At 73.3% G+C, this 18233-nt stretch carries 16 protein-coding genes; 13 read left to right on the top strand and 3 right to left on the bottom strand.

Annotation, left to right across the window (positions count from 1 at the left end; genetic code table 11):
• Positions 1-44: 44 nt before the first annotated feature.
• Positions 45-1070: a 5'-3' exonuclease gene (locus tag RHODO2019_RS15035; protein WP_265382547.1), complete on the bottom strand. Its 1026-nt coding sequence runs from the start codon at positions 1068-1070 to the stop codon at positions 45-47.
• A 97-nt stretch (positions 1071-1167) separates the two neighbouring features.
• Between RHODO2019_RS15035 and RHODO2019_RS15030 the strand changes: the two genes are divergently transcribed.
• From RHODO2019_RS15030 to RHODO2019_RS15020, 3 genes are all read left to right on the top strand, one after another.
• On the top strand, positions 1168-2478 hold the full coding sequence (locus RHODO2019_RS15030) for a cytochrome P450 (RefSeq protein WP_265382546.1): 1311 nt from the start codon (positions 1168-1170) through the stop codon (positions 2476-2478).
• Complete coding sequence (locus RHODO2019_RS15025; protein ID WP_265382545.1) at positions 2478-2669, top strand: ferredoxin; 192 nt, start codon at positions 2478-2480, stop codon at positions 2667-2669. Before RHODO2019_RS15030 ends, RHODO2019_RS15025 begins: the two co-directional genes overlap by 1 nt.
• A gap of 80 nt (positions 2670-2749) precedes the next feature.
• Entirely contained in the window at positions 2750-4435 is a 1686-nt protein-coding gene (locus RHODO2019_RS15020) for a ribonuclease J (protein ID WP_265382544.1), read from the top strand.
• Between the two features lie 78 nt (positions 4436-4513).
• Here RHODO2019_RS15020 and RHODO2019_RS15015 read toward each other — a convergent pair whose 3' ends face one another.
• Positions 4514-5626, bottom strand: a complete 1113-nt coding sequence (locus RHODO2019_RS15015) for an ABC-2 transporter permease (RefSeq protein ID WP_265382543.1) — start codon at positions 5624-5626, stop codon at positions 4514-4516.
• 92 nt (positions 5627-5718) lie between these two features.
• On the opposite strand from RHODO2019_RS15015, the gene RHODO2019_RS15010 reads away from it, so the two are divergent.
• The 4 genes from RHODO2019_RS15010 (at position 5719) to RHODO2019_RS14995 (ending at position 9934) form a co-directional block, all read left to right on the top strand.
• Positions 5719-6333, top strand: a complete 615-nt coding sequence (locus RHODO2019_RS15010; protein WP_265382542.1) for a TetR/AcrR family transcriptional regulator — start codon at positions 5719-5721, stop codon at positions 6331-6333.
• Positions 6334-6456: 123 nt separating this feature from the next.
• Entirely contained in the window at positions 6457-7284 is an 828-nt protein-coding gene (locus RHODO2019_RS15005) for a crotonase/enoyl-CoA hydratase family protein (protein ID WP_265382541.1), read from the top strand.
• 164 nt (positions 7285-7448) lie between these two features.
• Positions 7449-8009 (top strand): MarR family winged helix-turn-helix transcriptional regulator, encoded by a 561-nt coding sequence (locus RHODO2019_RS15000; protein WP_265382540.1) that lies wholly within the window; start codon positions 7449-7451, stop codon positions 8007-8009.
• 122 nt (positions 8010-8131) lie between these two features.
• Complete coding sequence (locus tag RHODO2019_RS14995) at positions 8132-9934, top strand: MDR family MFS transporter (RefSeq protein ID WP_265384804.1); 1803 nt, start codon at positions 8132-8134, stop codon at positions 9932-9934.
• A gap of 64 nt (positions 9935-9998) precedes the next feature.
• Here RHODO2019_RS14995 and RHODO2019_RS14990 read toward each other — a convergent pair whose 3' ends face one another.
• Entirely contained in the window at positions 9999-10520 is a 522-nt protein-coding gene (locus RHODO2019_RS14990; RefSeq protein WP_265382539.1) for an inorganic diphosphatase, read from the bottom strand.
• A gap of 137 nt (positions 10521-10657) precedes the next feature.
• Between RHODO2019_RS14990 and dacB the strand changes: the two genes are divergently transcribed.
• From dacB to folE, 6 genes are all read left to right on the top strand, one after another.
• A complete protein-coding gene (dacB, locus tag RHODO2019_RS14985; RefSeq protein ID WP_265382538.1) occupies positions 10658-12094 on the top strand; it encodes a D-alanyl-D-alanine carboxypeptidase/D-alanyl-D-alanine endopeptidase in 1437 nt (478 codons plus the stop codon).
• Positions 12085-13119, top strand: coding sequence for a zinc-dependent metalloprotease (locus RHODO2019_RS14980; protein ID WP_435532232.1), 1035 nt, complete (start codon positions 12085-12087; stop codon positions 13117-13119). Before dacB ends, RHODO2019_RS14980 begins: the two co-directional genes overlap by 10 nt.
• A gap of 31 nt (positions 13120-13150) precedes the next feature.
• Positions 13151-14110: a tRNA lysidine(34) synthetase TilS gene (gene tilS, locus RHODO2019_RS14975; RefSeq protein WP_265382536.1), complete on the top strand. Its 960-nt coding sequence runs from the start codon at positions 13151-13153 to the stop codon at positions 14108-14110.
• 10 nt (positions 14111-14120) lie between these two features.
• On the top strand, positions 14121-14696 hold the full coding sequence (hpt, locus tag RHODO2019_RS14970; RefSeq protein ID WP_265382535.1) for a hypoxanthine phosphoribosyltransferase: 576 nt from the start codon (positions 14121-14123) through the stop codon (positions 14694-14696).
• A gap of 205 nt (positions 14697-14901) precedes the next feature.
• Positions 14902-17457, top strand: coding sequence for an ATP-dependent zinc metalloprotease FtsH (gene ftsH / locus RHODO2019_RS14965; protein WP_265382534.1), 2556 nt, complete (start codon positions 14902-14904; stop codon positions 17455-17457).
• Positions 17458-17550: 93 nt separating this feature from the next.
• Complete coding sequence (folE, locus tag RHODO2019_RS14960; RefSeq protein ID WP_265382533.1) at positions 17551-18192, top strand: GTP cyclohydrolase I FolE; 642 nt, start codon at positions 17551-17553, stop codon at positions 18190-18192.
• Positions 18193-18233 lie beyond the last annotated feature (41 nt).

The following is an 18233-nucleotide window of genomic DNA, read 5'->3' as shown; positions in this document are numbered from 1 at the left end:
CGGGCCGACGTCGTGGAGGACGACCTGTTCGACGGTCTCGCGGGCTAGAACAACGTCCACTCCGTCTCGCGGGCGGGCGCGGCGGCCGCGACCACGACGGGCCTTCGGGGTGCGGGTGCACTCGCGAACGACGGCACCGGGGGCGGGGCGAACCCCAGCCCGCACAGCGCGCGCACGGCCGGCCGGCACACCGCGCCCAGCTCCACGCGCTCCAGCGCGGCCCGCACGGCGTGCTCGTCCAGCGGCAGCCGTCCGGGCCCCGCGGCGAGGTCGAGCCCGGTGGTCACGGGCTCCGGCGTCATCAGCTCGACGTTGCGGGCGAACACCTCCTGGGACTCCGCGGAGGTGAACACCTCGGCTACCCGGGCGCCGAGGAGCACCCGGGTGCGCTCGGGATCGGCGAGCGCCGCCCGCACCGTGCCGAGCTCGGAGAGCAGCCGCGCCCCGGTCTTGGGGCCGATGCCGCGCACCCCGGCGAGGTTGTCGGAGGTGTCCCCGCGCAGGGCGGCCAGCTCGCGGTACTGCTCGGGCCACACGCCGGTGAGCAGCCGCATGCGGTCGCGGGTGAGCACGGGGGAGGCGTCCACGCCCCCGGAGATCAGCCGCAGCAGCCGGGTGGTCCCGTCCACCAGCGCGAACGCGTCCCGGTCGGAGGTGGCGATGACGGTGTCCCAGCCCGCGGCGGCGGCGTCCCGGGCGGCGGCGGCCACCACGTCGTCGGCTTCCAGGCCCTCGGGCACCACCACGTGCGCCCCGGCGTCGCGCAGCACGCGCACGGCCAGGCGCAGCTGCGCCACCAGGTCGGGGTCCTTCTCGCCCCGGGTCGCCTTGTACTCGGGGTGGGTCACCTTGCGGCGGTTGTTGCCCGCGTCGTCGAAGCCGACCACGAGCCCGTCGGCGGCGACCCGGTCCACGAGCAGGCCAAGCTGGGAGAAGAACCCGCGGATCGCCCACGTCGCGGCCCCGGCGGCCGTGCGGGTGCCGGAGCCGAGAAAGGCGTGGTAGCTGCGGTGCAGCAGGGAGTTGCCGTCGACGGCCAGGAGCACGGGGCGGTCGGGGGCGTCGGGCACCGGGTCATCCTCCCAGCCGTGGTGGTCCGACCAACGCGCTTGACAAAATCCGTCGAGATGTAAAGGTGATCCTCACCACCGCCGCGAAGGAGACCTGATGACCGTCACCGCTGACACCACCGAGGCCGAGGGCGCCGCCGCCGTCCGGGCCGCCCGCCCCTACGACCCTGCCGACCTGTCGTCGAAGGCCTTCTGGGCGCTGCCCGCGGTCGAGCGGGAGAAGACCTTCGCCGAGCTCCGCGCACACCGGCCCGTGAGCTGGCACCGCCCCGTCGAGGAGCGGCTGTTCGAGGACCCGAACGACCAGGGCTTCTGGGCCGTGACCCGGCACGCGGACCTCGTGGAGGTCACCAAGCGGCACGAGGACTTCCTCTCGGGCGAGGGCATCGTCTTCGACTCCATCCCGCCGGAGCTGCTCGACGCGGGTCAGGGCTTCATCGCCATGGACCCGCCGCGGCACACCAAGGTCCGCCGACTGCTCACCTCGGCCTTCACGCCCAAGCAGATCCGGCTCATCGACGACCAGATCCGCACCAACGCGCGCGAGATCGTCGACGCCGTCGCACCGCTGGGCGAGGTCGACTTCGTCACCGAGATCGCCGGGCTCATGCCCATGCACAACATCTGCGACATGATCGGCGTCCCCCGGGACCAGCGCGCCCACGTCGCCCACGAGGCGCAGTTCGCCGGCGGCTGGAACGACCCCGAGCTGCTCGACGGCGAACAGCCGCTCGCCCGGCTGTTCGAAGCGATGATGAACCTGCGCACGGTCTCCGCGGCGCTCATCGCGTCCCGCCGCGAGCACCCCGAGCACGACCTGATGACCAACCTGGTGCAGGCCGAGGTGGACGGCGAGCACCTGACCGACGACGAGATCATCAGCTTCTTCGGGCTGCTCTCGGTGGCCGGCAACGACACCACGCGGCAGAGCATCAGCCACGCCATGCAGGCGCTCACCGACAATCCCGAGCAGCGCGCGTGGCTGGTGGCGGACTTCGACGCCCGCATCGGCAGCGCGATCGAGGAGATGGTCCGCTGGGCCACCCCGATCCTGACCTTCCGGCGCACCGCGGCGCGGGACTGCGAGCTGAACGGCGCGCACATCACCAAGGGGGACAAGGTGGTGCTGTTCTACGCCTCGGCGAACTGGGACACCGAGGTCTTCGACCACCCGGAGCGCTTCGACCTCTCGCGGCACCCCAACCCGCACATCAGCTTCGGCGGCGGCGGCATCCACCACTGCCTCGGCGGCCAGCTCGCCCGCCAGCAGATCAAGGCGATCTGGCGCGAGCTGCTGACCCGGCTGCCCGACATCGAGGTGAGCGGTGAGATGTCGCGCACCACCAGCACGTTCTTCCACGGGGTAAACCACCTCCCGGTGCGCTTCACCCCGGAGGCGAGGTCCTGATGCGCATCGAGTGGGACGAGCGCCGCTGCGCGTCGCTGGGGATGTGCGAGGAGGTGGCTCCCGACGTGTTCGAGATCGCCGACGACGGGGAGCTGACCCTGCTGGTGCCCGAGCCGCCCGAGGGCAGCCGCGCCCTGGTCCTCGACGCCGTGGCCGCGTGCCCGACGGGGTCGCTGCGGCTGCTGGGCTGAGGGTCTCCGCCGCCGGGTGCCGGGCGCGCGACTGCACCTCTGGCGCGACGCGGTCCGTGGGCCGACTACCGTCTACACCCATGACCGCGCCACGCCAGAACCTCGGACGACCGCCTGCACTGCCGGACGGAGCCCTCCGGGTCGTGGCGCTGGGCGGCCTCGGGGAGATCGGCCGCAACATGACCGTGTACGAGCAGGACGGCAAGCTGCTCGTCATCGACTGCGGCGTGCTGTTCCCCGAGGAGCACCAGCCCGGCGTGGACGTGATCCTCCCGGACTTCTCCTACATCCGGAACCGGTTGAACGACGTGGTCGCGATCGTGCTGACCCACGGGCACGAGGACCACATCGGGGGCGTGCCGTACCTGCTCAAGGAGCGGGCCGACATCCCCGTCATCGGCTCCCGGCTGACGCTGAGCTTCATCACGGCCAAGCTCGTCGAGCACCGCATCAAGCCCAAGGTCGTCGAGGTCAAGGAGGGCGAGCACCGCAAGCTCGGCCCCTTCGACCTCGAGTTCCTCGCGGTCAACCACTCCATCCCGGACAGCCTCGCCATCGCGGTGCGCACCCGCGCCGGCCTGGTGCTGCACACCGGTGACTTCAAGATGGACCAGTTCCCCCTGGACCGCCGCCTCACCGACCTGCGCGGGTTCGCCCGCCTCGGCGAGGAAGGGGTCGACCTGTTCCTCACCGACTCCACCAACGCCGACGTGCCGGGCTTCACCACCTCCGAGCGCGAGCTCACCCCGGCCATCGAGACGGTGTTCCGCACGGCCCCCAAGCGGGTCATCGTCTCCAGCTTCGCCAGCCACGTGCACCGCATCCAGCAGGTCATCAACGCCGCGCACGCCGCCGGCCGCAAGGTCGCCTTCGTCGGTCGCTCGATGGTCCGCAACATGGGCCTGGCCATGGACCTGGGCTACCTCACGGTGCCGGACGGGCTCATCGTCGACCTGAAGACCCTCGACCGGCTGCCCCCCAGCAAGGTCACGCTGATCTGCACGGGCTCCCAGGGCGAGCCGATGGCCGCACTGTCGCGGATGGCCTCGGGCGACCACATGATCCGGGTCGGCGAGGGCGACACCGTGCTGCTGGCCTCGAGCCTGATCCCGGGCAACGAGAACGCGATCTACCGCGTCATCAACGGGCTCACCGACATGGGCGCCAACGTCGTGCACAAGGGCAACGCCAAGGTGCACGTCTCCGGGCACGCCTCGGCCGGCGAGCTGACGTACTGCTACAACATCGTCCAGCCGTCCAACGTGGTGCCCGTGCACGGCGAGGCTCGCCACCTGCGGGCGAACGCCGAGCTGGCCGTGGCCACGGGCGTCGAGCGCGACCGGGTGCTCATCGCCGCCGACGGGCACGTCATCGACCTCGTCGACGGCCGCGCGTCGATCACCGGCAAGGTTCCCGTCGAGCTCGTCTACGTCGACGGCCAGTCCGTCGGCGAGGTGAAGGAGGCCTCGCTGGTCGAGCGCCGGACCCTGAGCGAGGAGGGCGTTCTCACCGTCGTCGCCATCGTCGACGCGGACACCGGCGAGCTGGCCGAGGCCCCGGACTTCATCGCCCGCGGGTTCGTCTCGGACCCCAAGACCTACGACGCGGTGGTGCCGATGATCGCCTCCGCGCTCCAGGGCGCCCGTGACCAGAAGATCACCGGCAGCAAGGCCCTCGAGCAGGTCATCCTCCGCGAGGTCGGCAAGTGGATGCGCCGGGCCTTCCGCAAGGAGCCGGTCATCATCGCGGTCGTCATCGACGCGTAGGTCCCTATTTTCCGCCAAGTGCGGGCTTGTGGCGGTCATTCGGGGGTGGATGACGACCAGAAGCCCGCACTTGGCGTCTCAGGGGGTGACCGGTGGCTCCCGGCGGCTGCGGACCACCGCGATCCCGAGGCTCAGCGCCACCCCCACGGCCAGGTAGCCGGCGAGGACGGCCAGCGGGCCACCCACCCCGGTGCCGTCGAAGTAGGCGAGGCTGCGGATGCCCTCGGTTGCCGCACCCGGGGTGAGCCAGGGGCCGATGGACGCCCAGAACGGGGGCAGCAGCGCGGTGCCGTACGCCCCGCCCGCGCTCGGGTTGCCGAGCACCACGAACAGGACGATCACCAGGCCCACGCCGACGAAGCCGAGCAGCGCCTCCGCCGCGGTGGTGAACGCCGCCGTCGCCAGCACCACGAGCGCGCCCAGGCTCGCCAGGGCCCAGAACGGTCCGGGAAGCGCGCCCAGCACCTGCTCGGCCACGAGCGCCCCGCCCAGCCCGGAGGCCGCCGCGTAGCCGGTGAGCACCCCCAGCCGCTCTCCCATCGCCCGCAGCCCCGGGCGGACGCCGGTCAGCGCGAGCGCGGTGGCCAGCAGGTACCCGCCGACCACCCATCCCACGGCGAGGTAGAAGCCGGACAGCCCGCGGTTGTCCTGCGCGGTCACGGGGAGGACGTCCTGCACCGCGAGCGTGCGCTGCTGGGCGGCGTCGACGGCGGTCAGCTCGGCCTGCAGCGCGCCGGCCACCGAGGCCCCGGCCCCGCCCGCCACGAGCAGGGTGTCCTGGCCGTCGGTGCCCAGCAGGAGCGCGCCGTAGATGTCGCGACCGGTGATCTGGGCACGGGCACCGGCCTCGTCCGTCACGACCCGGGCGTCCAGCGGGTGACCGTCGAGCCCGTCGAGCCGACCCACGACCTGCTCGGCAGCGCCGGCCGGGGCCCCTGCCGGCGCCACCACGGCGACGGTCACGTCCCGCGGCACGGGGGAGTGGAAGGCGCCGACGTAGCTGGTCACGAAGCCGAGCTGGACCAGCAGCACGCCGAGCACGAGGACGGCCGTGCGGCGGTTCGAGCCCGGGGAGGCCGGTGCGGTGGTCCCGGGTGCGGTGGTCCCCGCGGTCGTGGTCTCCTGCGGGGCAGGGTCCTCGGGCCGCTCGTGCCGACCGTGCTCGGCGCTCGGGGTGTCGGCTGTGCTCACCGGTGGCTCCAGGTCTCTCGGCGGGCGACTGGTGGAAACCCGCGGTATTCAATACCGTAAGTATCGTGAATGGATCAGGTCAACCGGTTCCGGTGTCACGACCGTCACGCGAGCAGGTGCGCGCCCGGCTGCTCGGGGCCGCGACCGAGGAGTTCCGTGCCCGCGGGTACGCCGGCGCCCGGCTCGACGTCATCGCCCGTGCGGCCGGCTTCACCAAGGGCGCGGTGTACTCCAACTTCGACTCCAAGCAGGGGTTGTTCACGGCCCTGCTCGCCCACCACGCCGACGCCCTGCTGGAGAGCCTGCTCGCCGGGGTGGACGGGGTGGGGGTGGACGAGGGCGTGCGACGGATCGGGCTGGCGCTCGGGGCGCGGGTCGTCGCCGACCCGCAGTGGCACCTACTGGTGCTGGAGCTCGCGGTGCAGGCCGGCCGCGACGACGTGGTGCGCAGGGCATACACCGCGCAGCGGCGAGCGCAGCGCGCGGCTCTGGCCGAGCTCGTCCGCGACCGTGCCGACCAGTGGGGCGCCGTCGGGCTGGACGGCACGGCCGCAGCCCAGGTGCTGCTCGCGGTGCTGCTCGGCCTCACGGTCGAGCACGCCGCGGACCCGGTGGCGGTGGGCGAGGCGGAGATCGCGACTGCGGTGTCGGCGGTGCTCGCCGGGTTGCTGGCCGCGGCGGCCGCCCGTCCAGCAGGCGCGGGCTGAGCGGGTGGCGGTGGCCCGGCTCGTCGACCGCACCACGGCTGCACGCCCGTCCTGCGCGCACGCGCACACGTCGACCCTGGTTGAGTGGGCCTCCTCACGTCCGCCGCGCCCCAGGAGCCCCCGATGACCGAGACACACGCCTCCATGACCGTCGACCGGACCGGCGCGGTGGCGCAGGTGACGGTCACCGGCCCCGGCAAGGGCAACGCCATGGGCCCGGACTTCTGGCGCGAGCTGCCGCTGGTGTTCGACGCGCTGGACGCGGACCCGGAGGTCCGCGCGGTGGTGGTGGCCGCCTCCGGCCGCAACTTCTCCTACGGCCTCGACCTGGCGGCGATGAGCGGCGTGCTGGGCTCGCTGTTCTCCGGCGAGGCCGGGCTCGCCGGGCCGCGCACGGGGTTCCTGGAGAACCTCAAGATGATGCAGCGGTCGATCTCCGCGGTCGCCGACTGCCGCAAGCCGGTGGTGGCGGCCGTGCAGGGTCGGTGCATCGGCGGCGGGGTGGACCTCATCTCCGCGTGCGACATCCGTTTCGCCAGCGCCGACGCCAGCTTCTCGGTGCGCGAGGTCAAGGTCGGCATCGTCGCCGACCTCGGCAGCCTGCAGCGCCTGCCGGCCATCATCGGGGACGGTCACCTCCGCGAGCTCGCGATGACCGGCAAGGACGTGGACGCCGCGCGTGCGGAGCGGATCGGTCTGGTCAACGAGGTCTTCGCCGACGCGGAGGCCGTGCTCGCCGCGGCGCACGCGTGCGCCGCCGAGATCGCCGCCAACCCGCCGCTGGTGGTGCAGGGCATCAAGGCCGTGCTGGAGGACGAGCGGGCCGACCGGGTGGCCGGCGGCCTGCGCTACGTCGGCGCCTGGAACTCGGCCTTCATGGCCTCGGAGGACCTCGGCGAGGCCGTGACGGCAGTGCTCTCGCGCCGCGAACCCGTGTTCCGGGGCCGCTGACCCGTCGAGGGTGCTCCCGCGGGACGCGGTGACCACCAGGTCACCGCGCCCCGGTGACCCGTCCCACCGCGAGCCCGTTTGACGACGCCCGTCGTCGAGTGCATGCTTGCGGCCACCAACTAGTTGGGTGGCACAAGCACCAAGACGAGGCAGAGGAGGAGCCGGTGTCCCTGAGCACCACCGAGCCCACCGTCACCGAGCCCACCGTCACCGAGCCCACCGGGATCGGCGACGACGGCGTCGACGGTTCCGAGCAGCTCGGCGACGAGCTCGTCCGGCTGCTCAAGGTCATGGAGCGCACCGCGGCCCAGGTCGCGGCCCGGCGCGGCGACGACGTCGACAAGGCCGCCTTCAGCGTGCTGCACCGCCTGGTGCACGACGGACCGCAGCGCTCCGGCGCCCTGGCCGAGGCCCTGCTCGCGGACCCGTCGACCATCAGCCGGCACGTCGCTCAGCTCGTCGCGCTCGGCTACGTGCACCGCGAGGCCGACCCGGACGACGGCCGCGCCACCGTGCTCGCCGCGACCACCACCGGAACCGAGTGGGCCCACACCCACCGCCGCCGCCGCAACGCCGCGATGGCCACCGTCGTCGCCGACTGGTCCACCCAGGACCGCTCGGCGCTCACCACCCTGCTCGCGAGGTTCACCACCGACTTCGAGCACCACCGCCCCCAGATGCTGGCCGCCCGCGAGCAGGTCCTGGGCACCGAAGGAGAGTCATGAGCACCACCGCAGACACCACGGGGTCCGTCACCCCGCCCAGCCTGGAGAAGGTGAGGCACGGCGGCGCCAACGCCGACGGCACCTTCAGCCACAAGCAGATCCTCACCATCCTCGCCGGCCTCATGATGGGCATGTTCCTGGCGGCGCTGGACCAGACCATCGTCTCCACGTCCATCCGGACCATCGCCGACGACCTCCAGGGGTACTCGGTGCAGGCCTGGGTGACCACGGCGTACCTGATCACCTCCACGCTGGCCACACCGCTGTACGGCAAGCTCAGCGACCTCTACGGCCGCAAGCCCTTCTTCCTGGCCGCGATCTCGATCTTCGTGGTCGGGTCGATGCTCTGCGGCTTCGCCACCTCGATGTACGAGCTGGCCGGCTTCCGGGCCTTCCAGGGTCTCGGTGCCGGTGGCCTGTTCTCGCTGGCCCTGACCATCACCGGTGACATCGTGCCGCCACGGGAGCGCGCCAAGTACCAGGGCTACTTCCTCGCCGTGTTCGGCACCTCGAGCGTGCTCGGCCCGGTCATCGGCGGCGTGCTCGCCGGCCAGGCGTCCATCCTCGGGATCACCGGCTGGCGCTGGGTCTTCTTCGTCAACGTCCCCGTCGGCATCGTCGCGCTGATCGTGGTGGCCCGGGTGCTCAACCTGCCGGTGCACCGCCGCGAGGCCACCGTGGACTGGGCGGGTGCGGCCTGGCTGGCCGTCGGACTGGTCCCGCTGCTCATCATCGCCGAGCAGGGTCGGACCTGGGGCTGGGGCTCCGGGCGGGCGGTCCTCTGCTACGCGATCGGTGCTGCCGGCATCGCTGCCTTCCTCTGGGCCGAGCACCGCAAGGGCGACGACGCCCTCATCCCGCTGCGGATGTTCCGCAACCAGACCTTCGCCCTCGGCAGCGTCGTCAGCGTGGTCGTCGGTGCCGCGATGTTCGGTGGGATCTCGCTGCTGCCGCAGTACCTGCAGGTGGTCAAGGGCTCCTCGCCCACCATCGCCGGTCTGCAGACCCTGCCGCTGGTGATCGGCATCATGATCGGCGCCATCTCCTCGGGACAGATCATCTCCCGCACCGGGACCTACCGGATCTTCCCGGTCATCGGCACGGCGATCATGGCCGTCGGCATGTTCGGCTTCTCGCTCGTCCGGTTCGACACCTCGCTGGTGGTCGTGATGGCCCTGATGCTGGCCTTCGGCTACGGGCTGGGCAACGTCATGCAGCCGATCACGCTGGCGATCCAGAACGCCATGCCGCCCAAGGACATGGGGGTCTCCACCTCCTCGGCCACGTTCTTCCGCCAGATCGGGGGCACGATCGGTGTCGCGGTGTTCCTGTCGCTGCTGTTCACCGAGCTGCCCACCAAGATCGGCGGGGCGATCGGCTCGGCCGCGCAGAACCCGGCCTTCGGGCAGGCCGTGCAGCAGGCCGGCGCCAGCAGCGACCCCACGGTCGCAGCGCTGGGACGGGGCCTGGCCAGCGGGGACCCCGCGGTGGCCGGACAGGTGCTCAGCGACACCTCGTTCATCGGCAAGCTGTCCTCGGTGCTCGGCGACCCCTTCCGGATCGGGTTCTCCAACGCGATGGACTACGTCTTCGTCATCGTGGGCGTGGTCATGGTCATCGGGTTCCTGCTGGTGCTGATGCTGAAGAACGTGCCGCTGCGCACCCAGTCGGGGATCCAGGCCGCGCAGGCCGACCGTGACGCCGCGGCCGCCGCGGAGCAGGTGCCGGTACCGGACGCGGCCATGCCCACCTTCACCGGGGACGACGTGGACCACGGGACCGCACCCGCCGGGTCCGGCAAGCACGAGGCCGCCCCCGGTCAGGAACCGTTCGCGGAGCTCAGCGACGGGGCCAGGGTCGAGCTCCTCGAGGAGGTGCACCGTCCCGAGGGGCGCCCGGCGCACTCCCCGGTGGGCGGGGACTGACTGCCACCCGAGCACGACGGGGCCCGGCCGCAGCTGCGGCCGGGCCCCGTCGTCGTCGGTGGCGCTAGTGCTGGCCGAGCACCGGCACCGGGTGGTGCTCGAAGGGCGTGCCCTTGGCGCGGTCGAAGGAGCGCTGGATCTCGGCCTCGGCCTCGGCCCGGCCGACCCACTCCGCGCCCTCGACGCTCTTGCCGGGCTCGAGGGACTTGTAGACCTCGAAGAAGTGCTTGATCTCCAGCAGGTGGAACTCGGACACGTCGCCGATGTCCTGCAGGTTCTCCTGGCGCGGGTCGTCCGCGGGGACGCAGAGCACCTTGTCGTCGCCGCCGGCCTCGTCGGTCATCCGGAACATCGCGATCGCGCGGACCTTGACGACGCAGCCGGGGAAGGTCGGCTCGGAGATGAGCACGAGCGCGTCCAGCGGATCCTCGTCCTCACCGAGCGTGTGGTCGATGAACCCGTAGTCGGCCGGGTACTGGGTGGCCGTGAACAGGGTCCGGTCCAGCCGGATGCGCCCCGTCCCGTGGTCCACCTCGTACTTGTTGCGGCTCCCCTTGGGGATCTCGATCGTGACGTCGAAGTCCACGCGTTCCTGCCCTCCGTGAGTGGGCCCGTGGCGTCGCTGCGCGGCGGGCTTGTCGGTGCTCGACGCTAGTCTGGCCCACGAGCGGGCTCACCCTGTCAACGAGGTGGTCGTGCCGGCGGCTGGGAGGGGATCAGGACGTGCTGGGTCGACGGGTGTCGCGCCGGCTGGCCCTGCCCGGCCGCACGCGAGCCACCCGCCTGCTCGCCGGGACCGCCGTCCTCCTGCTCGTGGCCGCCGTGGCCGCCGCGGTGGTCGAGGGACGTGGCGGGGTCTCGGTCGCCGTGGGCACGCACACCGGTCCGGTCACCGTGACCAGCGCGCCGCCGGTCCCCATGAGCGCCGCGGCCGTCGTGGTCCCGCTGCCGGCGGACGCGCCGCAGCCCGCCGTGGCCGCGCTCGCCGCCGTGCTCGACCCGCTCGCGGCCAACCCGTCCCTGGGCACGTTCACCGGGCGCGTGACCGACGCCGCCACCGGGGCCGTGCTGTGGGAGTCGCGGCCGGAGGTCCCGCAGGAGCCCGCCTCGACCATGAAGATCCTCACCACGGCGGCGGCTCTGCTGACCCTCGGCGTGGACGACGAGGTGCCGACCAGGGTGGTGGCGACCGACGTGCCCGGCCAGGTGGCGATCGTGGGCGGCGGGGACGTGACGCTCTCCGCCCAGCCCGCGGGCAGTCCCACCTACTACCCGGGCGCCCCGCGGCTGGACGACCTGGTGGCCCAGGTGCGGGCCAGCGGGGTGTCGGTCACCTCCGTGGTGGTCGACACCAGGCGGTGGAGCGGCGACGGTCTCGCCCCGGGGTGGTCCCGGGCCGACGTCGCCGGGGGCTACACCGCGCCCGTCGAGGCGCTCATGCTCGACGGCGCGCGCAGCAAGCCCCTGGTGGAGGACCCGCCCCGCAGCGCGACCCCGGCCCTGGACGCCGGTCGCACGTTCGCGCAACGGCTCGGGCTGGCCCCGGCCGCGGTGACGGCCGGCCCCGCACCGGACGGGGCCCGCCAGCTCGCGGAGGTCCGGTCGGCCCCGCTGCGCACCCGGGCGGAGGCGATGCTGGTCCGCTCGGACAACCTGCAGGCGGAGGCGATCGGCCGCGAGGTCGCGCTGGCCCGCGGGCAGGCCCCCACGTTCGCCGGGGCGGCCGCCGCCGTCAGCCAGACCCTCGCGGCGCACGGCATCGATGTCACCGGCCTGACGGGCCTCGACACCAGCGGGCTCTCGGTGGACGACCGGATCCCGGCTCGGCTGCTCTCCGACGTCGTCGCCGCGGCCGCCGGCTCCGGACCGCTGTCAGCGACCCTGCGCCCGCTGCTCACGTGGTTGCCCGTGGCCGGGGCCACCGGAACGCTCGCCAACCGCTACGGCGGCTCGCGGGACGCGGCACCGTCCTCGGGGGCGGGCTTCGTGCGGGCCAAGACGGGCACCCTGGACGGGGTGAGCTCGCTGGCGGGGACGGTCGCCGACACCGACGGGCGGGTGCTCGGGTTCGCGCTGATGTCCACCGGGGCCTCGCCGGCGGTGACCCGCCCCGCCCTGGACGCGATCGCCACCGCCCTGCGCTCCTGCGGCTGCCGGTGAACCCCCAGCTCCCCGTGGTGGACTGGCCGCTGGCCGGACGGACCGCCGCCCGCCTCGCCCGCCCCGGCCCCACCACCACCCGCGCCGAGGCCGCGGCCGTGGTGGCCGAGCTGGCGGACGCCGCCGTGCGGGCCGAGGCCCCGGTGCGCGAGGTCACCCGCCTGGCGGACGGTCTGCCGGTCGCCCCCGCGCTCGTGGTGGACCGGGCCCGCTGGGCGCGGGCCGCAGCCGCGTCCACGGGCTCGCTCACCGGCACCGCCAGGGTGCCCGGCGGGCCGGGTCCGGGGATCACCGGGCGGGCGGCCGCGCTGCAGGCCGGGGCCCTGCTGGGCTACCTCTCCGGAGCGATCCTGGGGCAGTTCGACCCCTTCACCCACCAGCCCGGCACGAGCACGGGCACCCTGCTGCTCGTCGCCCCGAACGTCGTGGCGGTCGAGCGCGCGCTGCGGGTGGACCCGCACGACTTCCGCCTCTGGGTGTGCCTGCACGAGGTGACCCACCGGGTGCAGTTCACCGCGGTGCCCTGGCTGAGCGGGTACATGGCCGAGACCGTGGGCACCCTCACGGCGCCCGAGCAGGGCGGCCTCCCGCTGGGCCGCGTCCTGGAGGTGGTGCGCAGCGGGGAGCGGCCGGACGGGGTGGTGGGGCTGGTGCGCAGCCTGCAGACCCCCGGGCAGCGCCGGGCGCTGGACCGGCTGCTGGCGCTGGGCACCCTGCTCGAGGGGCACGCAGACCACGTGATGGACTCGGTGGGACCCGCCGTGGTGCCCTCGGTCCGGGGCATCCGCACCGCCTTCGACCGCCGCCGCACCCGGCCGACCAACCCCGTGCACCGCGTCCTGCGGGCCCTGCTCGGGGTGGACGCGAAGATCGCGCAGTACGTGCGGGGCAAGGCCTTCGTCGACCGGGTGGTGGCCACGGCCGGGATGGACGGGTTCAACGCGGTGTGGACGAGCACGGACACGCTGCCCACCGACGCGGAGATCACCGAGCCCGACCGCTGGGTGCGGCGCGTGCTCGGGTGAGCCCGACGACCCCGAACGGCGCTGGGCACCCGTGAGCGCGGGGCCCGATCCGGCCGTGGCGGACGTGCGGCGGGCGGTGCGCCGCTGGCGGGCCGAGCACGCGCCGGACGCTGATCTCGCCGTCGCGGTCTCCGGGGGGGCCGACTCCCTGGCCCTGCTGGCCGGTGCCGTGCACGAGGTGGGGGGACCCGTTCTCGCCCTCGTCGTCGACCACCAGCTGCAGCCGGGCTCGGCCGACACCGCGGAGGCCGCTGCGCGGGCCGCACGGGGTGCGGGCGCGCAGGCACGGGTGCTCACCGTCCGGGTGGTCGGCTCCGGGGGGCTCGAGGCGGCTGCACGCCGGGCCCGCTACGCCGCGCTCCGGGCGGCCGCTGCGGGTGCACCCGTGCTGCTCGGGCACACCCTCGACGACCAGGCCGAGACGGTGCTGCTGGGGCTCGGCCGTGGCTCGGGCCCGCGGTCGCTGGCCGGCATGCGCCCCTGGGACGCACCCTGGGGCCGGCCGCTGCTGGGGGTGCGCCGGGCCGCCACCCACGCGGCGTGCGCCGCGCTCGGTCTGCACCCGCACCACGACCCGCACAACGACGACCCGACGTTCACCCGGGTCCGGCTGCGCCACGAGGTGCTGCCGCTGCTGGAGGACGTGCTCGCCGAGGGGGTGGCCCCGGCCCTGGCCCGCACCGCCGCCCAGCTCCGCGAGGACTGCGACGTGCTCGACGCCCAGGCCGCCGAGCTGCTGTCGGGCGCCCTGCTCGGGGCGGAGCTGGACGCCGAGCACCTGGCCCCGCACCCCTCCGCGCTGCGCCGCCGGGTGCTGCGCACCTGGCTGCTCGCGCACGGGGCCAGCGCGCTGACCGACGACCAGCTGCGGTGGGTGGACGAGCTGCTCGGGGCGTGGCGCGGGCAGGGCGGCGTGAGCGTCGGGGGTGGGTTGGTGGTCGCCCGGGCGCGTGGCAGGCTGAGCACCGCGCCACGCCGACAGACCAGCTGAGGGAGCCCACGTGCCCGACGGTGACCGCACCGAGCTCTACTCCGGCGACATCGCCTCCGTGCTGATCACCGCCGACGAGCTGCACGCCAAGACGGTCGAGCTGGCCGCGCGGATCGCCGCCGCCGAGCCGACCGACCCCGGTGACGACCTCATCCTCGTGGGGGTGCTCAAGGGCGCTGTGATGTTCATGACCGACCTGGCCCGCGCGCTGCCCGTCCCGGTCCAGCTGGAGTTCATGGCGGTCAGCTCGTACGGCAGCTCGACCAGCTCCTCGGGCGTGGTCCGCATCCTCAAGGACCTCGACCGCGACATCGCCGGGCGCCGGGTGCTCATCGTCGAGGACATCATCGACTCCGGTCTGACCCTCTCCTGGCTGATGAAGAACCTCTCCACCCGCAACCCCGCGTCGTTGCAGGTCTGCGCGCTGCTGCGCAAGCCGGACGCGACCAAGGTCGACGTCGAGGTGGCGCACGTGGGCTTCGACATCCCCAACGAGTTCGTCGTGGGCTACGGCCTCGACTACGCCGAGCGCTACCGTGACCTGCCCTACATCGGCACGTTGGAGCCCCGGGTCTACACAAGCTGAGGGCACGGGCCCGCTCCCCGGGGGAACGCAGCGGTGCCCCCCGTCGTTGGCCCGGTAGCGCGTCCGCAGCCAGCGGACGAGCGCCCTGTGGGCTCCGAGCTCCCGGGGTAGCCTTTCCCCTCCGGGGCGACGTCCGTGCCTTCCGTGGCGCCGTCGGCACCCGGGCCCTCTCCCGGAAGGACGAGGCCGTCACGGCCGCAGGTGCATGAACCGCAAGAACCTCCCCCGCAACCTGAGCATCGCCCTGGTGGTGCTGCTGGTCATCGCCGGCTTCACCTACTTCAGCGGTAGCGACACCCGGGGCTACACGACGGTCGACACGTCCACCGCGCTGTCCCAGCTGGCCGGAGGCAAGGCCAAGGACGCCCAGATCGACGACCGTGAGCAGCAGCTGCGCCTCACCCTGGCCAGCGGCACGTCCGGGGTCCAGGGTGTGCCCGACGGCACCACCCTGCTCATCACCAAGTACCCGGCCGACGCCACGGCGAAGATCTTCACCGACGTGCAGGACGCGAAGCTCTCCGGCGGGTTCACCACGACGGTCAACAACCCGGGCTTCCTCTCGAGCATCGCGAGCTTCCTGCTGCCGCTGCTGCTCGTGCTGGGCCTGCTGTTCTTCATCATGAACCGCAGCCAGGGCGGCGGACGCGGCGGTGTCATGGGCTTCGGCAAGTCCAAGGCGAAGCAGCTGAGCAAGGACATGCCCAAGACGACGTTCGCCGACGTTGCCGGTGCGGACGAGGCCGTCGAGGAGCTCTACGAGATCAAGGACTTCCTGCAGAACCCGGCCCGCTACCAGGCCCTGGGTGCGAAGATCCCGCGCGGCGTGCTGCTGTACGGCCCCCCCGGAACCGGCAAGACGCTGCTGGCCCGGGCCGTGGCCGGGGAGGCGGGCGTCCCCTTCTTCACCATCTCCGGCTCGGACTTCGTGGAGATGTTCGTCGGTGTCGGTGCCTCCCGGGTGCGCGACCTGTTCGAGCAGGCCAAGCAGAACGCGCCCTGCATCATCTTCGTCGACGAGATCGACGCGGTGGGCCGCCAGCGCGGGGCCGGGATGGGCGGCGGGCACGACGAGCGCGAGCAGACCCTGAACCAGCTGCTGGTCGAGATGGACGGCTTCGGCCCGCGCACCGGCGTGATCCTCATCGCCGCCACCAACCGGCCCGACATCCTCGACCCGGCTCTGCTGCGCCCGGGCCGCTTCGACCGGCAGATCCCCGTCGGCGCGCCGGACCTGGCCGGGCGTCGGGCGATCCTGCGCGTGCACGCCAGCGGGAAGCCCATCGCCGAGGACGCCGACATCGAGGGCCTGGCCAAGCGCACCGTCGGCATGTCCGGCGCGGACCTGGCCAACGTGCTGAACGAGGCCGCGCTGCTCACCGCCCGGGAGAACGGCACGGTCATCACCGCGGCCGCGCTGGAGGAGTCCGTCGACCGCGTCGTCGGGGGTCCGCGCCGCAAGAGCCGTCTCATCAGCGAGCACGAGAAGAAGATCACGGCCTACCACGAGGGTGGTCACGCGCTGGCTGCGTGGGCCATGCCGGACATCGAGCCCGTCTACAAGGTCACGATCCTGGCCCGTGGCAAGACCGGCGGGCACGCCCTGGCCGTCCCGGAGGACGACAAGGGCCTCATGACCCGCTCCGAGATGATCGCCCGGCTGGTCTTCGCCATGGGGGGGCGCGCCGCCGAGGAGCTCGTCTTCCACGAGCCGACCACGGGCGCGTCCTCGGACATCGAGCAGGCGACCAAGATCGCCCGGGCCATGGTGACCGAGTACGGCATGAGCTCGGCGCTGGGTGCGGTGAAGTACGGCCATGAGCAGGGTGACCCGTTCCTCGGTCGGTCGATGGGCAGCCAGGCCGACTACTCCCTCGAGGTGGCCCACGAGATCGACGAGGAGGTGCGCAAGCTGATCGAGGCCGCGCACACCGAGGCGTGGGACATCCTCAACACCTACCGGGACGCCCTCGACCGGCTCGCCACCGAGCTGCTCGAGACCGAGACGCTGAACCGCAAGGACCTCGAGCGCGTGCTCTCCGACGTGCAGAAGCGTCCGCGCATCACGGCGTTCAACGACTTCGGCGGTCGCACCCCGTCGGACAAGCCGCCGGTGCAGACCCCGGGCGAGCGCGCCATCGAGCGCGGCGAGCCCTGGCCCCCGCCGTCGACCGGGCCCGACCTGCGCAAGCCCGAGCCCGTGGGTGCGGTCGCGGGAGGCAGCTGGGGTGGCCCGGCGGTCGGCTCGGGTGCTCGTCCCGCACCCCAGCAGGGTGGCGCGTGGTCCGGTGGCCCTCAGGCGCCGTCGGCCCCCGGCGCTTCGCGCCCGGACTACGGAGCGCCTCCCGGCTGGTCCGCCCCCGGCTGGCCCCCGCGGGGACCCAACGGTGCTCCGCAGGGCCCGGCGAGCGGCGGCGGCTTCCCGCCCCCGCAGGGCCAGCCCAACGGGTCCGGCTCCAACCAGGGTGGCGGTTACGGCCCCCACGGTGGTCCGCCGAACGGTTACGGTCCCAACGGCGGTCCGCCGAACGGCTACGGCCCCAACGGCGGTCCTTCCGCCGGTTACGGCCCCAACGGTGGTCCTTCCGCCGGTTACGGCCCCAACGGCTACGGGCCCCAGGGCTACGGCCCGGGCGGTCCCGACGGCCGCGGTGGCGGATCCCCTTCCACGGCACCCGAGGTCGGGGGCGGAGCGCACCGCGACGGCGAGCCGACGCGGCAGTGGGATGCACGCGACCCCGACGACCGCGACGGTCGCTGAGCCCAGCCCGTCCGCAGGGCACGATCGCACCCGCGACCGTGCCCTGCTCGCTGCCCGCACGAGTCAGCGCACCAGAGAGCACGGAGGACGTCGATGACGGCGGTCGAGCAGGTTGAGCAGAGCAGCAGCACCCCGGTCCGGCGTGGTCCGGCGGTTCCGGGGAGGGACGTGTTCGACCGGGCCCGCGCCGAGGCCGCCGTGCGCGAGCTCCTGCTGGCCTGCGGGGAGGACCCCGACCGGGCGGGGCTCCTCGAGACACCCGCCAGGGTCGCGCGGGCCTACCGGGAGATGTTCGATGGGCTGTACACCGATCCCGACGAGGTGCTCTCGACGACCTTCGACGAGGGCCACGACGAGCTCGTGCTGGTCAAGGACATCCCCACCTACTCGACCTGCGAGCACCACCTGGTCTCCTTCCACGGCGTGGCGCACGTCGGCTACATCCCCGGCGAGAACGGCCGGGTCACCGGGCTGAGCAAGCTCGCCCGCGTCGTCGACCTCTACGCCAAGCGCCCGCAGGTGCAGGAGCGGCTGACCGGCCAGGTGGCCGACGCCCTGGTCCGTCGGCTCGAGCCGCGCGGCGTCATCGTCGTCATGGAGGCCCAGCACCTGTGCATGGCCATGCGGGGAATCCGCAAGCCCGGCTCGAGCACCACCACGTCGGCCGTGCGCGGGTTGTTCAAGACGAGCGCGGCGAGCCGGGCCGAGGCGCTGCAGCTCATCCGCAGCCGGTGAGCTCGGCCGCGCGCCGGGTGCACCCCGGGCTGCCCGACCCC

Origin of the sequence: Rhodococcus antarcticus, assembly GCF_026153295.1 — a bacterium.
Lineage (GTDB): Bacteria > Actinomycetota > Actinomycetes > Mycobacteriales > Mycobacteriaceae > Rhodococcus_D > Rhodococcus_D antarcticus.
This window is presented reverse-complemented; position numbering and strand designations above follow the sequence as displayed.

Excerpts from the sequence above, each read along its gene's own strand:
- RHODO2019_RS15030 (WP_265382546.1), top strand. The coding sequence starts at position 1,168 with ATGACCGTCACCGCTGACACCACCGAGGCCGAGGGCGCCGCCGCCGTC.
- RHODO2019_RS15025 (WP_265382545.1), top strand. The coding sequence starts at position 2,478 with ATGCGCATCGAGTGGGACGAGCGCCGCTGCGCGTCGCTGGGGATGTGC.
- RHODO2019_RS15020 (WP_265382544.1), top strand. The coding sequence starts at position 2,750 with ATGACCGCGCCACGCCAGAACCTCGGACGACCGCCTGCACTGCCGGAC.
- RHODO2019_RS15005 (WP_265382541.1), top strand. The coding sequence starts at position 6,457 with ATGACCGAGACACACGCCTCCATGACCGTCGACCGGACCGGCGCGGTG.
- RHODO2019_RS14995 (WP_265384804.1), top strand. The coding sequence starts at position 8,132 with ATGATGGGCATGTTCCTGGCGGCGCTGGACCAGACCATCGTCTCCACG.
- ftsH (WP_265382534.1), top strand. The coding sequence starts at position 14,902 with ATGAACCGCAAGAACCTCCCCCGCAACCTGAGCATCGCCCTGGTGGTG.
- folE (WP_265382533.1), top strand. The coding sequence starts at position 17,551 with ATGACGGCGGTCGAGCAGGTTGAGCAGAGCAGCAGCACCCCGGTCCGG.